This is a genomic window from Streptomyces sp. GD-15H (genome assembly GCF_045291515.1).
In the GTDB taxonomy this organism is placed as follows: Bacteria; Actinomycetota; Actinomycetes; order Streptomycetales; family Streptomycetaceae; genus Streptomyces.
Map to the genome: position 1 here is coordinate 1,140,853 of NZ_CP149447.1, position 15,909 is coordinate 1,156,761.

The 15,909-nt window shown below is 72.2% G+C and carries 11 protein-coding genes and 6 pseudogenes; 11 read left to right on the top strand and 6 right to left on the bottom strand.

Translation table 11 applies throughout. The features are described from left to right. The first annotated feature begins 51 nt into the window (after window positions 1-51). Window positions 52-708, top strand: coding sequence for a helix-turn-helix domain-containing protein (locus tag WJ438_RS05645; protein ID WP_406724228.1), 657 nt, complete (start codon window positions 52-54; stop codon window positions 706-708). Window positions 709-857: 149 nt separating this feature from the next. Further along, window positions 858-1,094 (top strand): hypothetical protein, encoded by a 237-nt coding sequence (locus WJ438_RS05650; RefSeq protein ID WP_406724229.1) that lies wholly within the window; start codon window positions 858-860, stop codon window positions 1,092-1,094. Window positions 1,095-1,163: 69 nt separating this feature from the next. On the opposite strand, the gene WJ438_RS05655 is transcribed toward WJ438_RS05650, so the two are convergent. Continuing rightward, window positions 1,164-1,841: a 4'-phosphopantetheinyl transferase gene (locus tag WJ438_RS05655; RefSeq protein ID WP_406724230.1), complete on the bottom strand. Its 678-nt coding sequence runs from the start codon at window positions 1,839-1,841 to the stop codon at window positions 1,164-1,166. Further along, a complete protein-coding gene (locus WJ438_RS05660; protein ID WP_406724231.1) occupies window positions 1,838-2,728 on the bottom strand; it encodes a metallophosphoesterase family protein in 891 nt (296 codons plus the stop codon). The genes WJ438_RS05655 and WJ438_RS05660 overlap by 4 nt, the downstream gene beginning before the upstream one ends. Before the next feature lie 950 nt (window positions 2,729-3,678). Between WJ438_RS05660 and WJ438_RS05665 the strand changes: the two are divergent. After that, window positions 3,679-4,229, top strand: a pseudogene (locus WJ438_RS05665) (ATP-grasp domain-containing protein). A 238-nt stretch (window positions 4,230-4,467) separates the two neighbouring features. Here WJ438_RS05665 and WJ438_RS05670 read toward each other — a convergent pair. After that, window positions 4,468-5,171, bottom strand: a pseudogene (locus WJ438_RS05670) (glycosyl hydrolase-related protein). Between the two features lie 20 nt (window positions 5,172-5,191). Then, complete coding sequence (locus tag WJ438_RS05675) at window positions 5,192-6,538, bottom strand: 6-phospho-beta-glucosidase (RefSeq protein WP_406724232.1); 1,347 nt, start codon at window positions 6,536-6,538, stop codon at window positions 5,192-5,194. A 213-nt stretch (window positions 6,539-6,751) separates the two neighbouring features. Between WJ438_RS05675 and WJ438_RS05680 the strand changes: the two are divergent. From WJ438_RS05680 to WJ438_RS05710, 7 genes and pseudogenes are all read left to right on the top strand, one after another. Beyond that, window positions 6,752-6,955: pseudogene (locus tag WJ438_RS05680) on the top strand (helix-turn-helix domain-containing protein); the annotation flags it as partial. Between the two features lie 394 nt (window positions 6,956-7,349). Next, the gene (locus tag WJ438_RS05685; protein ID WP_406724233.1) at window positions 7,350-8,762 is read left to right on the top strand and encodes a glycoside hydrolase family 16 protein; all 1,413 of its coding nucleotides are present in this window, start codon (window positions 7,350-7,352) and stop codon (window positions 8,760-8,762) included. A 278-nt stretch (window positions 8,763-9,040) separates the two neighbouring features. After that, window positions 9,041-10,608 (top strand): annotated as a pseudogene (zwf, locus tag WJ438_RS05690) (glucose-6-phosphate dehydrogenase). Next, window positions 10,605-11,540 carry a glucose-6-phosphate dehydrogenase assembly protein OpcA gene (gene opcA / locus WJ438_RS05695; RefSeq protein WP_406724234.1) on the top strand — a complete coding sequence of 312 codons (936 nt, stop codon included), beginning with the start codon at window positions 10,605-10,607 and terminating at the stop codon, window positions 11,538-11,540. The pseudogene zwf and the gene opcA overlap by 4 nt, the downstream one beginning before the upstream one ends. A 70-nt stretch (window positions 11,541-11,610) precedes the next feature. After that, on the top strand, window positions 11,611-12,546 hold the full coding sequence (gene gnd / locus WJ438_RS05700; protein ID WP_406724235.1) for a phosphogluconate dehydrogenase (NAD(+)-dependent, decarboxylating): 936 nt from the start codon (window positions 11,611-11,613) through the stop codon (window positions 12,544-12,546). A 5-nt stretch (window positions 12,547-12,551) separates the two neighbouring features. Next, window positions 12,552-13,136 (top strand): histidine phosphatase family protein, encoded by a 585-nt coding sequence (locus WJ438_RS05705; RefSeq protein ID WP_406724236.1) that lies wholly within the window; start codon window positions 12,552-12,554, stop codon window positions 13,134-13,136. Window positions 13,137-13,246: 110 nt separating this feature from the next. Continuing rightward, on the top strand, window positions 13,247-13,414 hold the full coding sequence (locus WJ438_RS05710) for a hypothetical protein (RefSeq protein ID WP_406729971.1): 168 nt from the start codon (window positions 13,247-13,249) through the stop codon (window positions 13,412-13,414). Between the two features lie 74 nt (window positions 13,415-13,488). Here the strand turns inward: WJ438_RS05710 and WJ438_RS05715 are convergent, their stop codons facing one another. Both WJ438_RS05715 and WJ438_RS05720 read right to left on the bottom strand, forming a co-directional pair. Further along, complete coding sequence (locus tag WJ438_RS05715) at window positions 13,489-13,899, bottom strand: VOC family protein (RefSeq protein WP_406724237.1); 411 nt, start codon at window positions 13,897-13,899, stop codon at window positions 13,489-13,491. Between the two features lie 136 nt (window positions 13,900-14,035). Then, window positions 14,036-14,478, bottom strand: a pseudogene (locus tag WJ438_RS05720) (TIGR03618 family F420-dependent PPOX class oxidoreductase). Window positions 14,479-14,632: 154 nt separating this feature from the next. Here WJ438_RS05720 and WJ438_RS05725 point away from each other — a divergent pair. Next, a pseudogene (locus WJ438_RS05725) lies at window positions 14,633-15,861 on the top strand (serine hydrolase domain-containing protein). Window positions 15,862-15,909: the final 48 nt, after the last annotated feature.

A 15,909-nucleotide genomic window follows, 5' to 3' on the forward strand; every position in this document is an offset into this window, starting at 1 on the left:
GTCACGGCAAACGCTTGTGAGAAGCCTGTGAGAGACGTAGGAGATCTGTCGGTGACGGGTGGCTTCGAGGGTCCGGGCACCGCGCCGACGACCGCGCTGCCGGCCGTCGTCGCCCGCGTCACCGTACTCGCCGACCGGCTCGAGGTGCCGCACGCCGAGATCTTCGACGTCGGCCGGCTGTCCGCGGCGTCCGGCGTTCCGGAATCGGTGGTCAAGGCTCTGCTGAGCGGCAGGCCCGCGGGCGAGCCCGACGTGCAGACCCGGTTCTTGCAGCGCCTGGACCTGTTGCGCCGCACCCGGCTCAAGCCGAACGGCCGCAAGTACACGCAGCAGGAGATCGCGGACGGCGCGGGCATGTCCCGCCAGCAGGCCGGCGCCCTGATCAACGGCGACCGGCGTCCCACCATGGAGCACTGCGACGCCATCCAGCGGTTCTTCCGGGTGCACGCCGGATTCCTCACCGCCGAGGACCCCGAAGCGCTCGCCAACGCCCTTCAGCACACCGAGCAGGAACTGCTGCAGACCCTCGCGGACCGTGAGCGGCGGGCCGCCACGGCGGCCGACGACCCGCTGGAGCGGCTGCTGCGGGACCACGGCGTGCGCGGAATCGCGTGGCGGGCCGCCCAACTCCCCACCGACCAGCACCGCGACAAGGTCGCGGAGTGGCTGGACATGCTCCTGGAGAGCGTCCAGCGGCCCAACTCCTGACCTGGGAGCGCGGAGGGGACGCCGCTCCGGTGGGCGGGCGGACCGACGGGCGGCACAGCCCGATTGTCAGTGGTGGACGGCAAGCTGGAGGCGTGTCCGCACCGTGCGGGCCGTCTGATGCCGGATCACGATGTGGGGAGAGCCGAGCGATGCCCACCACCGTACTGACCGACCGGGAGCGCACCGCCGTCCAGGCCTACCTGCGGCTGCTGCACACGGTGCGCGCCGCCCACGACGCGGGGACCGGCCCGCCGGACACCCGCAGGCCCCCGGTCGTCGTGCCTTCGGTCCTCGCGGAGGCGGATACCGCCCTGACCCGAGCGGGGCTGACCGGCAACGAGGAGTCCTTCTTCCGGATGCTCCGCGCCTGGCCCCCGAAGCCGTGACGGGGAGAACCGGACCGGGCCGACGCCCGTACCGGTGCTGTGCGGTAGCGGGGCGCTGCGTCGTCCCCGTCAGCCGTGGGGTACGGCGACCGCCGTCGCGACCAGGCCGCTCTCGGCGGTCCAGCGGCCCGCGAAGTGGTCGAGGCGGCGGTCGCCCACCCATGGGCCGGGGACCAGGAGTGCCGCCCGGAAACCGCCGCGCGTCCGTTCCCCCGGGTCGGTGAACAGCTCGATGTCGGCCTCCATGAAGTCCAGCCACTTCCCCGTGAGCGGGAACCACGCCTTGTAGACGGCCTCCTTGGCGCTGAACAGCAGCCGGTCCCAGTGCACCTCGGGCCGCTCCACGGTCAGCCGGCCGATCCGCTCCGCCTCCCCGGGCAGGGCGACGGAGGACAGCACCCCCTCGGGCAGCGGCCCCTGGACCTCCGCGTCGATGCCGAGGGAGGCCAGGTCGTCGGCCCGGACGAGGGCGGCGGCGCAGTAGCCCGTGCAGTGGGTCATGCTGCCTGCCAGCCCGGCCGGCCAGCCCGGCGCACCGCGCTCGCCGGGCAGCACGGGCTGCGGAGGCACTCCGAGCTTCTCCATGGCCCGGCGGGCGCAGGAGCGCACCGCCCTGAACTCCCGGCGGCGCTTTTCGACCGCCCGCTCCATGAGCGCCGCCTCCTCCGGGTAGAGCGGAGCGTCGGCGCCCTCGTCGCCGCGGGCCTCCACGACGACGACCGTGTCCGGCAGCAGTTCCTCGATCATCGGGCCCCTCCCTCGGGCTCGCCCTTGCCCTCGTCCGCGTGCTCACCCGGCACGATCCGGCGCAGCCGTCCCGGTGGCGTCGCCCGCTTCCGCCATTCCCGGGGGTAGCCCACGGACACCTCCTCGAAGAGGACGCCGTCCTGCCGGGTGCTGCGCGGGATGTGGAGATGGCCGTAGACCATCGTGTGGACGTTGAACCTGCGGTGCCAGTCGTCGGTCAGCTCGGTGCCGCACCACATGGCGAACTCGGGGTACCACAGGACGTCCGTGGGATGCCGGTGCAGCGGGTAGTGGTTGACGAGGACGACGGGCAGGTCGTCCGGCAGTTCGGCGAGCCGGCGTTCGGTCTCCTCGACCCGGGCCCGGCACCAGGCCTCCCGGCTCGGGTACGGGTCGGGGTGCAGCAGGTGCTCGTCGGTGCAGACGATGCCGGTGCCGTGCGCGTACGCCAGTCCTTCGTCCTTGGTGGCGCAACCGGCGGGCAGGAACGTGTAGTCGTACAGGAGGAACAGCGGGGCCACTGCCACCGGACCGCCGGGGCCGTCCCAGACGGGGTAGGGGTCCTCGGGGGTGGTCACACCGAGTTCGCGGCACTGTTCGACGAGGTGGTCGTAGCGGGCGACGCCGCGCAGGGTGACGGTGTCCTTCGGGTGGGTCCACAGTTCGTGGTTGCCGGGCGCCCAGACGACCTTCCGGAAACGGCCGGCGAGCGTCTTGAGCACCCAGCGGATGTCGTCCACCGTCTCCGCGACGTCCCCGGCCACGAGGAGCCAGTCGTCGTCCGACCCGGGGTGCATCCGCTCGACCAGGGCCCGGTTCTCGTCATAACCGATGTGCAGGTCGCTGATGGCCCACACCTGTCCGTCGCCACCGGCCGTAGATGCCACTCGTCGCCTCCTGGACATGAACGAACAACCTGTAAGGACAGCATGTACTCCCCCGAGCTCCTCGAGCAGGGGGTCCAGCGGCCACGAACACCCTCAAGAGATCATATTCGCGTCGCCCGGACAAGGACGGTTCCCCTGGTCTTTCCCGGGGAACCGTGACACACCCGTGGTTCGGTCCTGGGCGTCGAAGCCGTATGATCGGCCCGACACCACCGCAGTGAAGAGCCCTTCGCACAGGGCGGTTCGGTGACCCTCCATACCCTCTGCCCGGGCACGGGCCGCTGAGGCCTGCCCGCAAACCGTGAAAGGCGGCCTGCATGGCCTCATGCGTACGAGTATGGCTCAACCGCACGTACGCGGAGAACGTGTTCTTCATCGATCAGGTGAGAAAGAATCCCAGCGACCGGGCCGTCGAGATCCATGCCACGCACGGCGACCCCGACTCCCCCGTACTGGCCGCGGCCGACACCGCCGAGCTGGAGCCCGAGAACCTGTCCCCGGCGGCATACGTCGAGTACGCGCTCGCCCAGTGCGCACGGCGCGGCATCGACGTGTTCGTGCCCCGGCTGCACCAGGGGGCGATCGTCGCGCACCGCGCGGAGTTCGAGGCGGCCGGCACGGCGCTGCTGGCGCCGCCGCCCGAGGCCGTGGCCGTCTTCCGCGACAAGGTGATCGCCTACGAGGCCGTGCAGGCGATCGGGGTGCCCGTGCCGCCGTGGTGGCGGGTGCGGTCGGCGGACGAGCTGGTCCGTGCCGTGGAGGAGTTGGAGGCGCTGGGGCACCGGGCGTGCTTCAAACCCGCGTCCGGCGCGGGCGGTGTGGGCTTCCGGGTGATCACCCGTACTCCCTTCGCCCTCGGGCAGCTGAGCGGTTTCCCCAGCCCGCAGGTGCCGCTCGATCTGGTGCTGGCGGCGGTGCGGCGGGCGGAGGAGCCGGTGGACTGGCTGGTGATGCCGGTGCTCGAGCAGCCGGAGGTGTCGGTGGACTGCCTCACCGGACCGGACAACCGGGTCCGGCTGGCCGTCGGCCGCACCAAGAACGGCCGCCGCAGGGGGTTCACCCTGCACGAGCGGTGGCTGGGCAGGCCCGGCGGATCGCGGAGGGTTTCGGCCTGCACCATCTGTCCAACATCCAGTTCCGGATGTTCGGCGAACGGCCGGTGCTGATGGACGTCAACACCCGCCCGGCCGGCGGCCTGCACCAGCTGTCGCTGTGCGGGGTGAACGCGCCGTGGGCCGCCGTGCGGCTGGCGCTCGGCGAGGACCCGGGGGAGATGTCCCCGCCGTTCCTGGGCCAGGACTATTCGGTGGTGTCCGGCCCGCGTCCGCTGCGTCCCGTGTCGGTGCCGCAGCGACGCCCTGACCTGCCCGCGGAGCTGCCCGCGCCCGCGCTGAGCGGTGTACCGGCCGCGGCGGTGGCCGCGGGCGACCCCGGCCAGGTGCGCGCCACCGCCGGGGACGCCGTGGCCGGTGGCCCGGCCTGGGGACCGCGCCACCGGTAGGGCCTGATCCGCCGGACAGGCCCTGAGGTCGGCGATTTTTTTCGGCGGATTCCCCCTGAGGGTGTATCAGGCGGCGGGTGTCGTGCTCTTAACGGTGAAGGATGACGGGGGAATCCGCAGGCGGACGGGGAAGCCCGCCGGCGGGACGGGAAAGACACGGGGGAACCGGGAGGCTCGGGTCGGTCGGCCGCTGTCACGGGGGCGACCGGCCGACCCGATGCGCACGGTGCGTGGGCGGTCAGTCCCGGCCCCGGCCCACCACCAGCCGCAGGGTCAGTACCTGGAACGGGCGCAGGACCACGGGCACGCTGTCGCCGTCGGCGGCCGCCGGTTCCAGCGGCCGCTCCGGAAGGCCGGTCACCTGGGCCCCGCCGAGGGGGAAGCCGGTGCGCAGGGTGCCGGTGGCACGTCCGCCGCGGGATTCGTAGAGGCGGACGACGACATCGCCGGAGGCGTCGTCGGCCAGCTTGACCGCCTCGACGGTCAGACCCTCGCCGTCCACCGACACGACCGGGTCCGGTGCGCCCACCGCCCGGGCCACGCGCAGCGGCAGGTTGAGCGCGTAACCCTCCGCGACGGCGTCCTCGATGCTCGCGCCGAGCAGCAGCGCGTAGGTGGTCAGGTGCACCAGGGCTTCAGCCTGGAAGCCCGGCCCGGCGCCGGTGAAGCCGAGGTCGATGACCGCCTCGACGCGCCTGGCCACGCGGCGGGGACCGGCCCGCGCATCCGGAACCAGGTGGTGCCCCAGGGCGGGCCCCACGGGGAGTTCCTGGCGAAGGGCTCGTAGGAGGCGGCGGCGGCCTGCGCGAAGGGGACCGGCTCGCCCGGCGCGTGCCGGGCCTCGACGGTGAGCGGGACGGTGGCGGCGTATACCGCGGGCTTGACGCGCTGGGCGTGGACGCACTCGACGCGGCCCTCGATCCGACGGCGTTCGTCATGCATGAAGTGCTCTCCTCACGAGGCTACTTGAGGTGGGCGAGGCCGGGGTGGACAGCGGTGTAGCCGTCGACGAGGCGGCGGGCCACGTTCACGGAGTCGACGAGCGGGTGCAGCGCGAAGGCCTTGACCGCCCGGCTGCGGGAGCCGGACTCGGCGGCATGGAGCACCTCGCGCTCGACCGCCTTGACCGCGCAGACCAGGCCGGTGGCGTGGCCCGGCAGCGGGTCGACGGAGACGGGGTGTGCGCCCCCGGCGTCGACGAGGCACGGGACTTCGATGACGGCTTCCGCGTCGAGTGCGGAAAGGGTGCTGCGGTTGCGGACGTTGAGGATCAGGGTGGTCCGTTCGTCGCGGGCGACGGCCCGCATCAGCGCGAGGGCCACCTTCTCGTAGCCGCCGGACAGGTCGTCCTCGTCGCGGTCGCCGGCGCCGGCCGTTTCGCGGTTCGCCGCCATGTAGGTGGCCTCGCGTTCGGCGCGGGTGCGGTCCCAGGTGGCCAGGGCGGGGGTGTCAGTGTCGTCAGGGTCGCCCACCTGCGCGTAGAAACGGGCCTGCTGGTCGTGGAGGAAGGCGCCGCGGGTCTTCTCCGCCCGCTGGTAGGCGCGTACGGTCTCCCGGTTGAAGTAGTAGTAGTGCAGGTACTCGTTGGGGATCGCGCCGAGGGTCTGGAGCCAGTCGGCGCCGAAGAGCCTGCCCTCCTCGAAGGAGCCGAGCAGGTGGCGATCGGCGAGCAGGCGCGGGAGTTCGTCACGGCCCTTGACCCGCAGGCCGCGCACCCAGCCGAGGTGGTTGAGGCCGACGTAGTCGATCCACGCCTCCCGCGGGTTCGCGCCGAGCACCCGGGCGATGCGGCGGCCGAGGCCGACCGGCGAGTCGCAGATGCCGATGACGCGGTCGCCGAGGTGGCGTGACATGGCCTCGGTGACCAGGCCCGCCGGGTTGGTGAAGTTGATGACCCAGGCGTCGGGGGCGAGGCGGGCCACCCGGCCGGCGATGTCGACGGCGACGGGGACGGTGCGCAGCCCGTAGGCGATGCCGCCCGCGCCGACCGTCTCCTGTCCGAGGACGCCCTCGGCGAGCGCGACTCTTTCGTCGTTCGCGCGGCCCTCGAGGCCGCCGACGCGGATCGCGGAGAAGACGAAGTCGGCGCCGCGCAGGGCGTCGTCCAGATCGGTGGTGGTGGTCACCTCGGGGGCGTCGGGCACGCCGGCCGCCTGGTCGGCCAGCACGCGGGCGATCGCATACAGTCGCCGATCGTCCACGTCGTGGAGAACGAGCCGGGTGACCCGCCCCTCGGCGTGATCCCCGAGGAGCGCGCCGTACACCAGCGGTACCCGAAATCCTCCGCCGCCCAGAATCGTCAGTTTCACGTCTGCACCTTTCCCGCCTCGACGCCGTCGACACCAGCATGTCCCGCTCCCCGGGACGCAGACCTTCGACGGGCACCGTCAGGCCACGAACCGGTCGCGCGGGTTGCGGCGGACCCGGTGGCCACGCGAGAGTCACGGCGGCCCGACTCTCCGTATCGGCGCCCGCCCTTGCGGTGTTCGTACCGACGCCCGCCCTTCCGCAAGACATCCGCCGTGACCAGCCGTTCCGCGCCCGACCGTCTGCTGTCCGTGCCCGCTGCCTTCGACCACGAGCACCCCGCGCTGCCCCTGACGGAGATCAGCCGCCGGGCCGGGCTCAGCCTGACCACCGCCCACCGGCTCGTGGGCGCGCTCACCCGCTGGGGCGCCCTGGAGCGGGACGCGTCGGGGCTCCACCACATCGGGCTGAGACTGTGGCGGCCGGACGAACCCGAGCGGGGCGGGGGCAGGAGCAAGCTCTGAGACACGGGCAATCCGTACACCGTCGACGTGGCGCTCACCTTCGCGGGTGCCGTTCGCGAAGTGTGGTCGAAGGGGAGGACGCGCACGGCGCCCGGCGGCAGGCCGGGCGCCGCGTCGTGCGTCCGGCCGTGGCGCGGTTGCACCCATTCGCGTCAATTCACGGGATGAACTCTCCTCACGCAGAAGGACTTTCTCGGTTACACCTCTTGACGGCCTTGGGGCCGCAGAGCACATTGGCGACACTCTGAGAGCGCTCTCAGAACCGTCGAGCCGGGCTCTCCGAGCACTCCCCGCACCCACCTGTGGACTCGAGTCCGTATCCGTTTCCGCATCCGAGAGGCAACCCCACATGAGTGACACCTCCGGCACCTCCCGCAGATCCCGGGCCCTTCGCAGACCCCGCCCGCTGCGGCGGGCGCTGCTCGCCGTCATCAGCACGCTCGGGCTCACCGCGGCCGCCGCCACGGCCGCCGTCCCGTCGGCGAGCGCCGCCGCCCCGCCCCCGCCGCCGGGCTGGAACCAGGTCTTCGTCGACGACTTCAACGGCCCCGCGGGCAGCGGCGTCAACGCTTCCCACTGGCAGTACGCGACCGGCAAGGGATACCCGGGCGGCCCCGCGAACTGGGGCACCGGTGAGATCGAGACGATGACGTCGAGCACGGAGAACGTCTCCCTCGACGGCAACGGCAACCTCCGCATCACCCCGCGTCGGGACGCCTCCGGCAACTGGACCTCGGGCCGCATCGAGACCCACCGTTCCGACTTCCAGCCGCCCGCCGGTGGCACACTGCGCGTCGAGAGCCGCATCCAGGTGCCGAACGTGACCGGTGCCGCCGCCAAGGGCTACTGGCCGGCGTTCTGGATGCTGGGCGCGCCGTACCGGGGCGACTACTGGAACTGGCCGGCCGTCGGCGAGCTGGACATCATGGAGAACACGCAGGGCATGAACACCGTGTTCGCCACGATGCACTGCGGCACCGCACCCGGCGGACCGTGCAACGAGAACAGCGGCATCGGCAGTTCGACCACCTGCCAGGGCACGACCTGTCAGGCCGGCTTCCACACGTACCGGTTGGAGTGGGACCGCTCGACGAGCGTGGAGGAGATCCGCTTCTCCCTCGACGGCAACGACTTCCACACCGTGCGGGAGAACCAGGTGGACGCCACGACCTGGTCCAACGCCACGGACCACGGCTTCTTCGTCATCCTCAACGTGGCGATGGGCGGTGGCTTCCCCGACGCCTTCGGCGGCGGCCCGGACGGCGGTACCCAGCCCGGCCACTCGATGCTCGTCGACTACGTCCAGGTGCTGAGCTCCGGTGGCGGCACCACGCCCCCGCCGACCGGCGACCGCGACGCCTACGGCACCCTTCAGGCCGAGTCCTACGACGCCCAGTCCGGCACGATGACGGAGACCACCTCGGACTCCGGCGGCGGCCAGAACGTGGGTGCGCTGGCCAACGGTGACTGGCTGCAGTACAAGGGCGTCGATTTCGGCTCCTCCGCGGCCCGGCAGTTCTCCGCCCGGGTGGCGAGCGGGGCGCCGACCGGGGTCAGCGGCCTGGTCGAGGTGCGTCTGGACAACCGCGGCAACGCGCCCCTCGGGAGTTTCGCGGTGGGCAACACGGGCGGCTGGCAGTCGTGGCGGACGATCCCGGCGGACATCACCTCCGTGACGGGCACGCACGACGTGTACCTCACCTTCAGCAGCGGCCAGCCGCAGGACTTCGTGAACGTCAACTGGTTCACCTTCGGCCGCTGACCACCCACTGTGAGGGGGCTCCACGCGCGCGTGGAGCCCCCTCACCCATGCGGGCCGCCACCGGGACCGGCACCTGGGGCCTCCTGCCGTTTGAAACGTCACGCCTTTACTACTGAAGGCGATACGGAAGTCGCCCCTTCGGATCGAAGATTCCTTGAAGGCAGCGGGCGAAAAGCACGGGCACGGGCCCCGCCGGGATTTTTCGGAGGTGAAGGTTCCCGTTTACCGGGACACCCTGTAGGTGGGAGAGCCCTCGACACCAAGGGAGCTGACGCGGAATGACCGAGGCCGAAGGTGAAGGCGAGAACGAGGCCGGAGCCGGGGACGGCTGGTCCAACCCCCTGCACGACCCCCGCGACCGTCGGCTCCCCCGGATCGCCGGCCCCTCCGGGCTCGTCATCTTCGGCGTCACGGGTGACCTCTCGCGCAAGAAGCTGATGCCGGCCGTGTACGACCTCGCCAACCGGGGTCTGCTGCCGCCGGGCTTCTCGCTGGTCGGGTTCGCCCGCCGCGAGTGGGCGCACGAGGACTTCGCGCAGGTGGTCCACGACGCGGTCAAGGAGCACGCCCGCACGCCGTTCCGCGAGGAGGTCTGGCAGCAGCTCATCCAGGGCATGCGCTTCGTCCAGGGCACCTTCGACGACGACGACGCCTTCGAGCGGCTGCGCGGCACCATCGAGGAGCTGGACAAGGCGCAGGGCACGGGCGGCAACTTCGCGTTCTACCTGTCGGTGCCGCCGCGGTCCTTCCCGGTGGTCATCCAGCAGCTGAAGAAGCACGGGCTGGCCGACCAGAGCAGCGGTTCCTGGCGGCGCGCGGTGATCGAGAAGCCCTTCGGCCACGACCTGACGTCGGCCGAGGAGCTCAACGCGATCGTCCACGAGGTGTTCGCCCCGGACCAGGTCTTCCGGATCGACCACTACCTGGGCAAGGAGACCGTCCAGAACATCCTGGCGCTCCGCTTCGCCAACCAGATGTTCGAGCCGGTGTGGAACCGGTCCTTCGTGGACCACGTGCAGATCACCATGGCCGAGGACATCGGCATCGGCGGCCGGCCGGCTACTACGACGGCATCGGCGCCGCCCGTGACGTCATCCAGAACCACCTGCTCCAGCTCATGGCGCTGACCGCCATGGAGGAGCCGGCCTCCTTCGACGCGGACGCGCTGGCCGCGGAGAAGACCAAGGTGCTCGGCGCCGTGCGGCTGCCCAGGGACCTGGGCCGGGACACCGTGCGCGGGCAGTACGCGGCGGGCTGGCAGGGCGGCGCGAAGGCGGTCGGGTATCTGGAGGAGGAGGGCATCGACGACTCCTCGAGGACCGACACGTACGCCGCGATCAAGCTGGGCGTCGACAACCGCCGCTGGGCGGGTGTGCCCTTCTACCTGCGCACCGGCAAGCGGCTGGGCCGCCGGGTCACCGAGATCGCGGTGGTGCTGCAGCGGGCACCGCACTCCCCCTTCGACTCCACCGCCACCGAGGAGCTCGGGCAGAACGCGATCGTCATCCGGGTGCAGCCGGACGAGGGCATGACGGTGCGGTTCGGCTCCAAGGTGCCGGGCACGTCCCTGCAGATCCGGGACGTGTCGATGGACTTCGCCTACGGCGAGTCGTTCACCGAGTCCAGCCCGGAGGCGTACGAGCGGCTCATCCTCGACGTCCTCCTGGGGGACGCCAACCTGTTCCCCCGCCCTCAGGAAGTGGAAGAGTCGTGGAGGATCCTCGACCCGATCGAGGAGTACTGGGCGTCCCACGGCAGACCCGCGCGGTACACCTCGGGCAGCTGGGGACCCGCGGAAGCCGACGAGATGCTCGCACGAGACGGACGGAGCTGGCGCAGGCCATGAAGATCGACCTCACCGACACCACGGCAAGCGATGTCAACAAGGCGCTGGTGCGGGGCCGCCGCGCCATCGGCACCCCCGCCGTGGGCATGGTCCTGACGATGGTGATCGTCACGGACGAGGAGAACGCCTACGACTCGATCAAGGCCGCCGAGAAGGCCTCGCACGAGCACCCCTCGCGCATGCTCGTCGTCATCAAGCGCCACGCCCGCACCCCGCGCGACCGCACCCACCCGCGCCTCGACGCCGAGGTGCGGGTGGGTGCGGAGGCCGGCACCGGCGAGACCGTCGTCCTGCGGACCTACGGTGAGGTGTCCGATCACGCCGACTCGGTGGTGCTGCCGCTGCTGCTGCCGGACGCCCCGGTGGTGGTCTGGTGGCCGGCGGACGCGCCCGAGCACCCGTCGAGGGACCCGCTGGGCGCGCTGGCCCAGCGCCGGATCACCGACCTGTACGCGGTCGAGGACCCCCTGAAGGTCCTGGCCGCCCGGATGCGCTGCTACGCGCCCGGCGACACCGACCTGGCCTGGACCAGGCTGACGCCGTGGCGGTCCATGCTGGCCGCCGCCCTGGACCAGGCCCGGCTGACGGTGACGTCGGCGGCCGTGGAGAGCGAGGCCGACAACCCGAGCGCGGAGCTGCTGGCGCGCTGGCTGGAGGCCCGGCTGAAGGTGCCGGTCGAGCGGGTGGAGACGGCCGGCCCGGTGGTCACCGGCGTGCGCCTGGGCACGGTGGACGGTGAGATCGCCATCGACCGCCCGGAGGGCCCGATGGCCACGCTGTCGCTGCCGGGGCAGCCGTCGCGGCGGCTCGCGCTGAAGGTACGCCCCCTCTCCGAGCTGATCGCGGAGGAGCTCAGGCGTCTCAACGCGGACGAGATGTACGCCGTCGCCCTGCGCGGCGAGGGCACCGAGGAGGTCCCCGCCCATGCCTGACGCCCCCTCCCCCGCACCGACCCGGCGCCTCCGCTGGGCCGTCCTACCCGGATCCAGGAAGTGAACTGACATGCAGATCGGCCTTGTTGGTCTCGGCAAGATGGGCGGCAGCATGCGTGAGCGCATCCGTGCCGCCGGACACACCGTCGTCGGCTACGACACCAACCCCGACCGCTCCGACGTCGGCCACCTGTCCGACCTCGTCGACCGGCTCGACGGGCCGCGCGCCGTCTGGGTGATGGTCCCGGCCGGCGCGGTCACCCAGCACGTCATCGATCAGCTGGGGAGCCTGCTCAAGCCCGGTGACACCGTCGTCGACGGCGGCAACTCCCGGTGGACGGACGACGAGAAGCACGCCAAGGAGCTGGGCGCCCGGGGCATCGGCTTCGTCGACGCGGGTGTCTCGGGCGGGGTGTGGGGGCTGGAGCACGGCTACGCCCTCATGGTCGGCGGCGACGAGGAGCACGTGGAGCGGCTCAAGCCGATCTTCGACGCGCTCAAGCCGGAGGGTCCGTACGGCTACGTCCACGCGGGCAAGGTCGGCGCCGGGCACTTCGCGAAGATGGTCCACAACGGCATCGAGTACGCCATGATGCAGGCCTACGCCGAGGGCTGGGAGCTGCTGGAGAAGGTCGACTCGGTGACCGACGTCCGCGAGGTGTTCCGCTCCTGGCAGGAGGGCACGGTCATCCGCTCCTGGCTGCTCGACCTGGCGGTCGACGCCCTCGACGAGGACGCCCACCTGGAGAAGCTGCGCGGCTACGCCGAGGACTCCGGCGAGGGCCGCTGGACCGTGGAGGCCGCCATCGACAACGCGGTGCCGCTCCCCGCGATCACCGCGTCCCTGTTCGCGCGGTTCGCCTCCCGGCAGGAGGACTCGCCGCAGATGAAGATGGTCGCGGCGCTGCGCAGCCAGTTCGGTGGCCACGCGGTCGAGTCCGCGGACCGTGACGGCCCGAATCAGGACCGGGGCCAGGAGCAGGAGCAGGAGCAGGACTGGGCGTAGCGACCGTGGGAGATCTCCTGCTGGCCCGGCACGGTGAGACGGAGTGGAGCAGGGCGGGACGGCACACCGGTGGTACCGATCTGCCCCTGACCGCGGGCGGCGAGGACCAGGCCAGGTCCCTGGCCCCGCTGCTCGCGGGCCGCGCCTTCGCGCTCGTGCTCACCAGTCCGCTGCTCCGCGCCCGGCGCACCGCCGAACTCGCGGGGCTGGCGGGGGCGGTGCCGGAGCCGGACCTGCGGGAGTGGGACTACGGCGGCTACGAGGGCGTCACCACCGCGGACATCCGACGCACCCGGCCCGGCTGGGATCTGTGGACCGACGGGGTGCCGTCCGGTCCTGAGTTTCCCGGCGAGTCCGCCGCGCAGGTCGGCGAGCGTGCCGACCGGGTGCTGTCCAGGGTGGCCGGGGCGCTCGACGCGGGTGAGGTGATGCTCGTGGCGCACGGCCACCTGCTGCGGGTGCTGACCGCACGCCGGCTGGGCCTGCCACCCTCGGGCGGACGGTTGTTCCGGCTGGAGACGGGGACGCTGAGCCGGCTGTCGCTGGAGCACGGCAGTCCGGTGCTCGCGGAGTGGAACACCCGGCCGTGAGATCGTGACGCCGACGCCCCGTCCTACGGCTGGGAGGTGAGGGCGGTCGACGTCCGGACGGCGTGCTGGGCGGCCAGCCGTACCGGTGCGTTGCGGGCGCCGTAGCCGCGGTGGCCGCCGTCCCGCTGGAGGAGTTCGAAGAACACCCGGCCGCCCTGTGCGTTCCGCCGGTGGTCGCGGCGCTCTCCGCGCGGGAGACCCACCGCGTCCCGACCGAACTGCTCGGCGAACGCGCGGCCGACGGCAGTGTGACCCAGCCGGAGAAAGTGACGGCCTGACCCCGCCCGTTCCGACCCCCGGAGCCGGTGTTCGGCTCCGGGGTCTCGCGTCGGCGCGGCCCCGCCCGTCCCGCCTATCGGTTGGACCACCCGCGCCGGCACAGCACCAGCCGGTAACCGTCGGGGTCCTCGAGGGTGACGCCCCACTCGTTCCAGTACGGATTGGGGGACGGGACCGCCGTGCCGCCGTGCTGCTCGAGCCGGCCGACCAGATCGTCCGGGACCGGGCCGTCGAGGTAGATCACCAGCAGATCCTCCTCGGTGGGCCGGGGCTCCACGGGCCGCCCGGAGTCATGCACGAGTTCGAGGTGCCAGTCGGCGTCCGGCCACCCCAGCATCAGCAGGTCGTGCCCGCCGGGCGGGGCACCGCCCCCGGTCCGCCACACCACGCTCAGTCCGAGCCCGCCGCACCAGAACCGCTCGGCCGCGGCGAGGTTCCGGGACGGACGGGCGATACGGATGTGGCTGCGACCGCCGACGGACATGATGGCCTCTCCCCTGGGACGTCCTCCTCGGCGCCGAAACCGCACGCCGATCCGCTCCGCAGCGTAGGCATCCCACGCTCACGCAACCATCGGTCGTCCGGCGGGGGCCCCGGGTCCTACGACCCGCCCCCGGGTCCTACGACTCGCCGCGCCGGGGAATCCCGTACGCGCGCTCCACCCGCAGCCGCAGCACGAGGCGGCGGTCGCGGACCATGGCGGCGCGGTAGTCGTCCCAGTCGGGGTGTTCGCCGTTGACGTCGCGGTAGAGCCGGATCAGTTCCCGCACCGTCTCGTCGTGCGGATCGGCGGCGACGGGGGACAGTTCGGCGGTGCCCTCGGCGACCGTGTACGCCCACCGGTCGGGGGTGGTCACGTGGTAGGACGCCCGGGGGTCCCGCCGCAGGTTGCGGGTCTTGGCCCGGTCGTCCGTGAGCGAGACACGGATCAACCGCTCGTCGGGGTAGTAGGCGTGGTTGACGTTCGACGGCTGGGCCGGCCGTCCTTTTTCAGCGTGACGAGCACGCCACCGTCGTAATCACCGAGCAGTGCGAGCAGTGCGGGCAGTGTGTCCTGTGTCATACCCAGTGCAACCGACCGTACCGGGCCCGTCATTCCCGGCGTCCTTGCCGTCCGTCCGGGTTCGCCGGTGCGTTCACCCGCCCTGACGAGGTCTGACCTTCTCCGAGCGGGGTATGCCGGACTCAGCTTGTGAGCACGGTCGAAGGAGTGCGCGATGGGACTGCTGCGGCAAGAGGCCGGCCCGGAGGAGACCGGCCTGGACGCGAAGGCGCTGGACCGGCTGGACCGGCACTTCGCGCACGAGGTCGACGAGGGGCGGCTGCCCGGCTTCCTCGTCGCCGTCGCGCGAGGCGGGCGGGTCGCGCACCTGACGGCGTACGGACGGCGGGACATCGCGGCCGGGCTGCCCGTGCGGAGCGACACGCTGTGGCGGATCTACTCCATGACCAAGCCGGTGACCTCCGTCGCCGCGCTGATCCTCATGGAGGAGGGCCGGCTGTCGCTGGACGATCCGGTCGGCCGTCACTTGCCGGCGTTCGCCGAACCGCGGGTGTACGAGAGCGGCTCCGGCGCCGGGACGCGGACGCGTCCCGCGGCCGGCCCCTGCTCGTACGGCACCTGATGACCCACACCGCCGGGCTGACGTTCGCCTTCTACCACGCCCATCCGGTGGACGCGCTGTACCGCGAGGCCGGACTGGACTCGTCGGTGGCACCGGGTGCGGACCTCGCCGGAACGGTCGACGTGTACGCCGGTCTGCCGCTGCAGTTCGATCCGGGTACCCAGTGGAACTACTCGGTCGCCTCCAACGTGCTGGGGCGGATCATCGAGGTGGTGTCCGGGCAGTCGCTCGACACCTTCTTCGCCGAGCGGATCTTCGGCCCGCTGGGGATGACGGACGCCGGTTTCCAGGTCACCGACGAGCAGGCGGGGCGGCTCGCGGAGCTGTACGGGGAGACGGACACCGGCGGCATCGAGCCCATCGCCGGGCTGCCGCTGCGGGGGCGGCCCCGGTTCCTGTCCGGCAGCGGGGGGATGGTGGCCTCCGCCCACGACATGCACCGCTTCATGGAACTGCTGCGCCGTCGGGGCGAACTGGACGGTGTCCGGCTGCTCGCCCCGGGCACGGTGGACCTGATGACCCGCAACCACCTCCCCGGCGGCGCCGATCTGCGCGCCTTCGGCAGCCGTCCGGCCCACGACGAGCCCGGCAACGAGGGCATCGGCTTCGGCCTCGGTGTGTCCGTCGTCGTCGACCCGTCCCGTACGCGGGCCCCGTCCGGCCTCGGCACCTACGGCTGGAGCGGGGTCGCCACCACCACGTTCTGGGTCGACCCGGGCCGCGACCTGACCGTGCAGTTCTACACGCAGGTGCGGCCCCGGTCCTCCCACTCGGTGTTCCCGGACCTCAGGCGGCTGGTGCACGAGGCCGTGACCGGCTGAACGCCGGCCGGCCGCCGGTTCGCCGCCGGGGGTGCCGGGTCCGGTGGG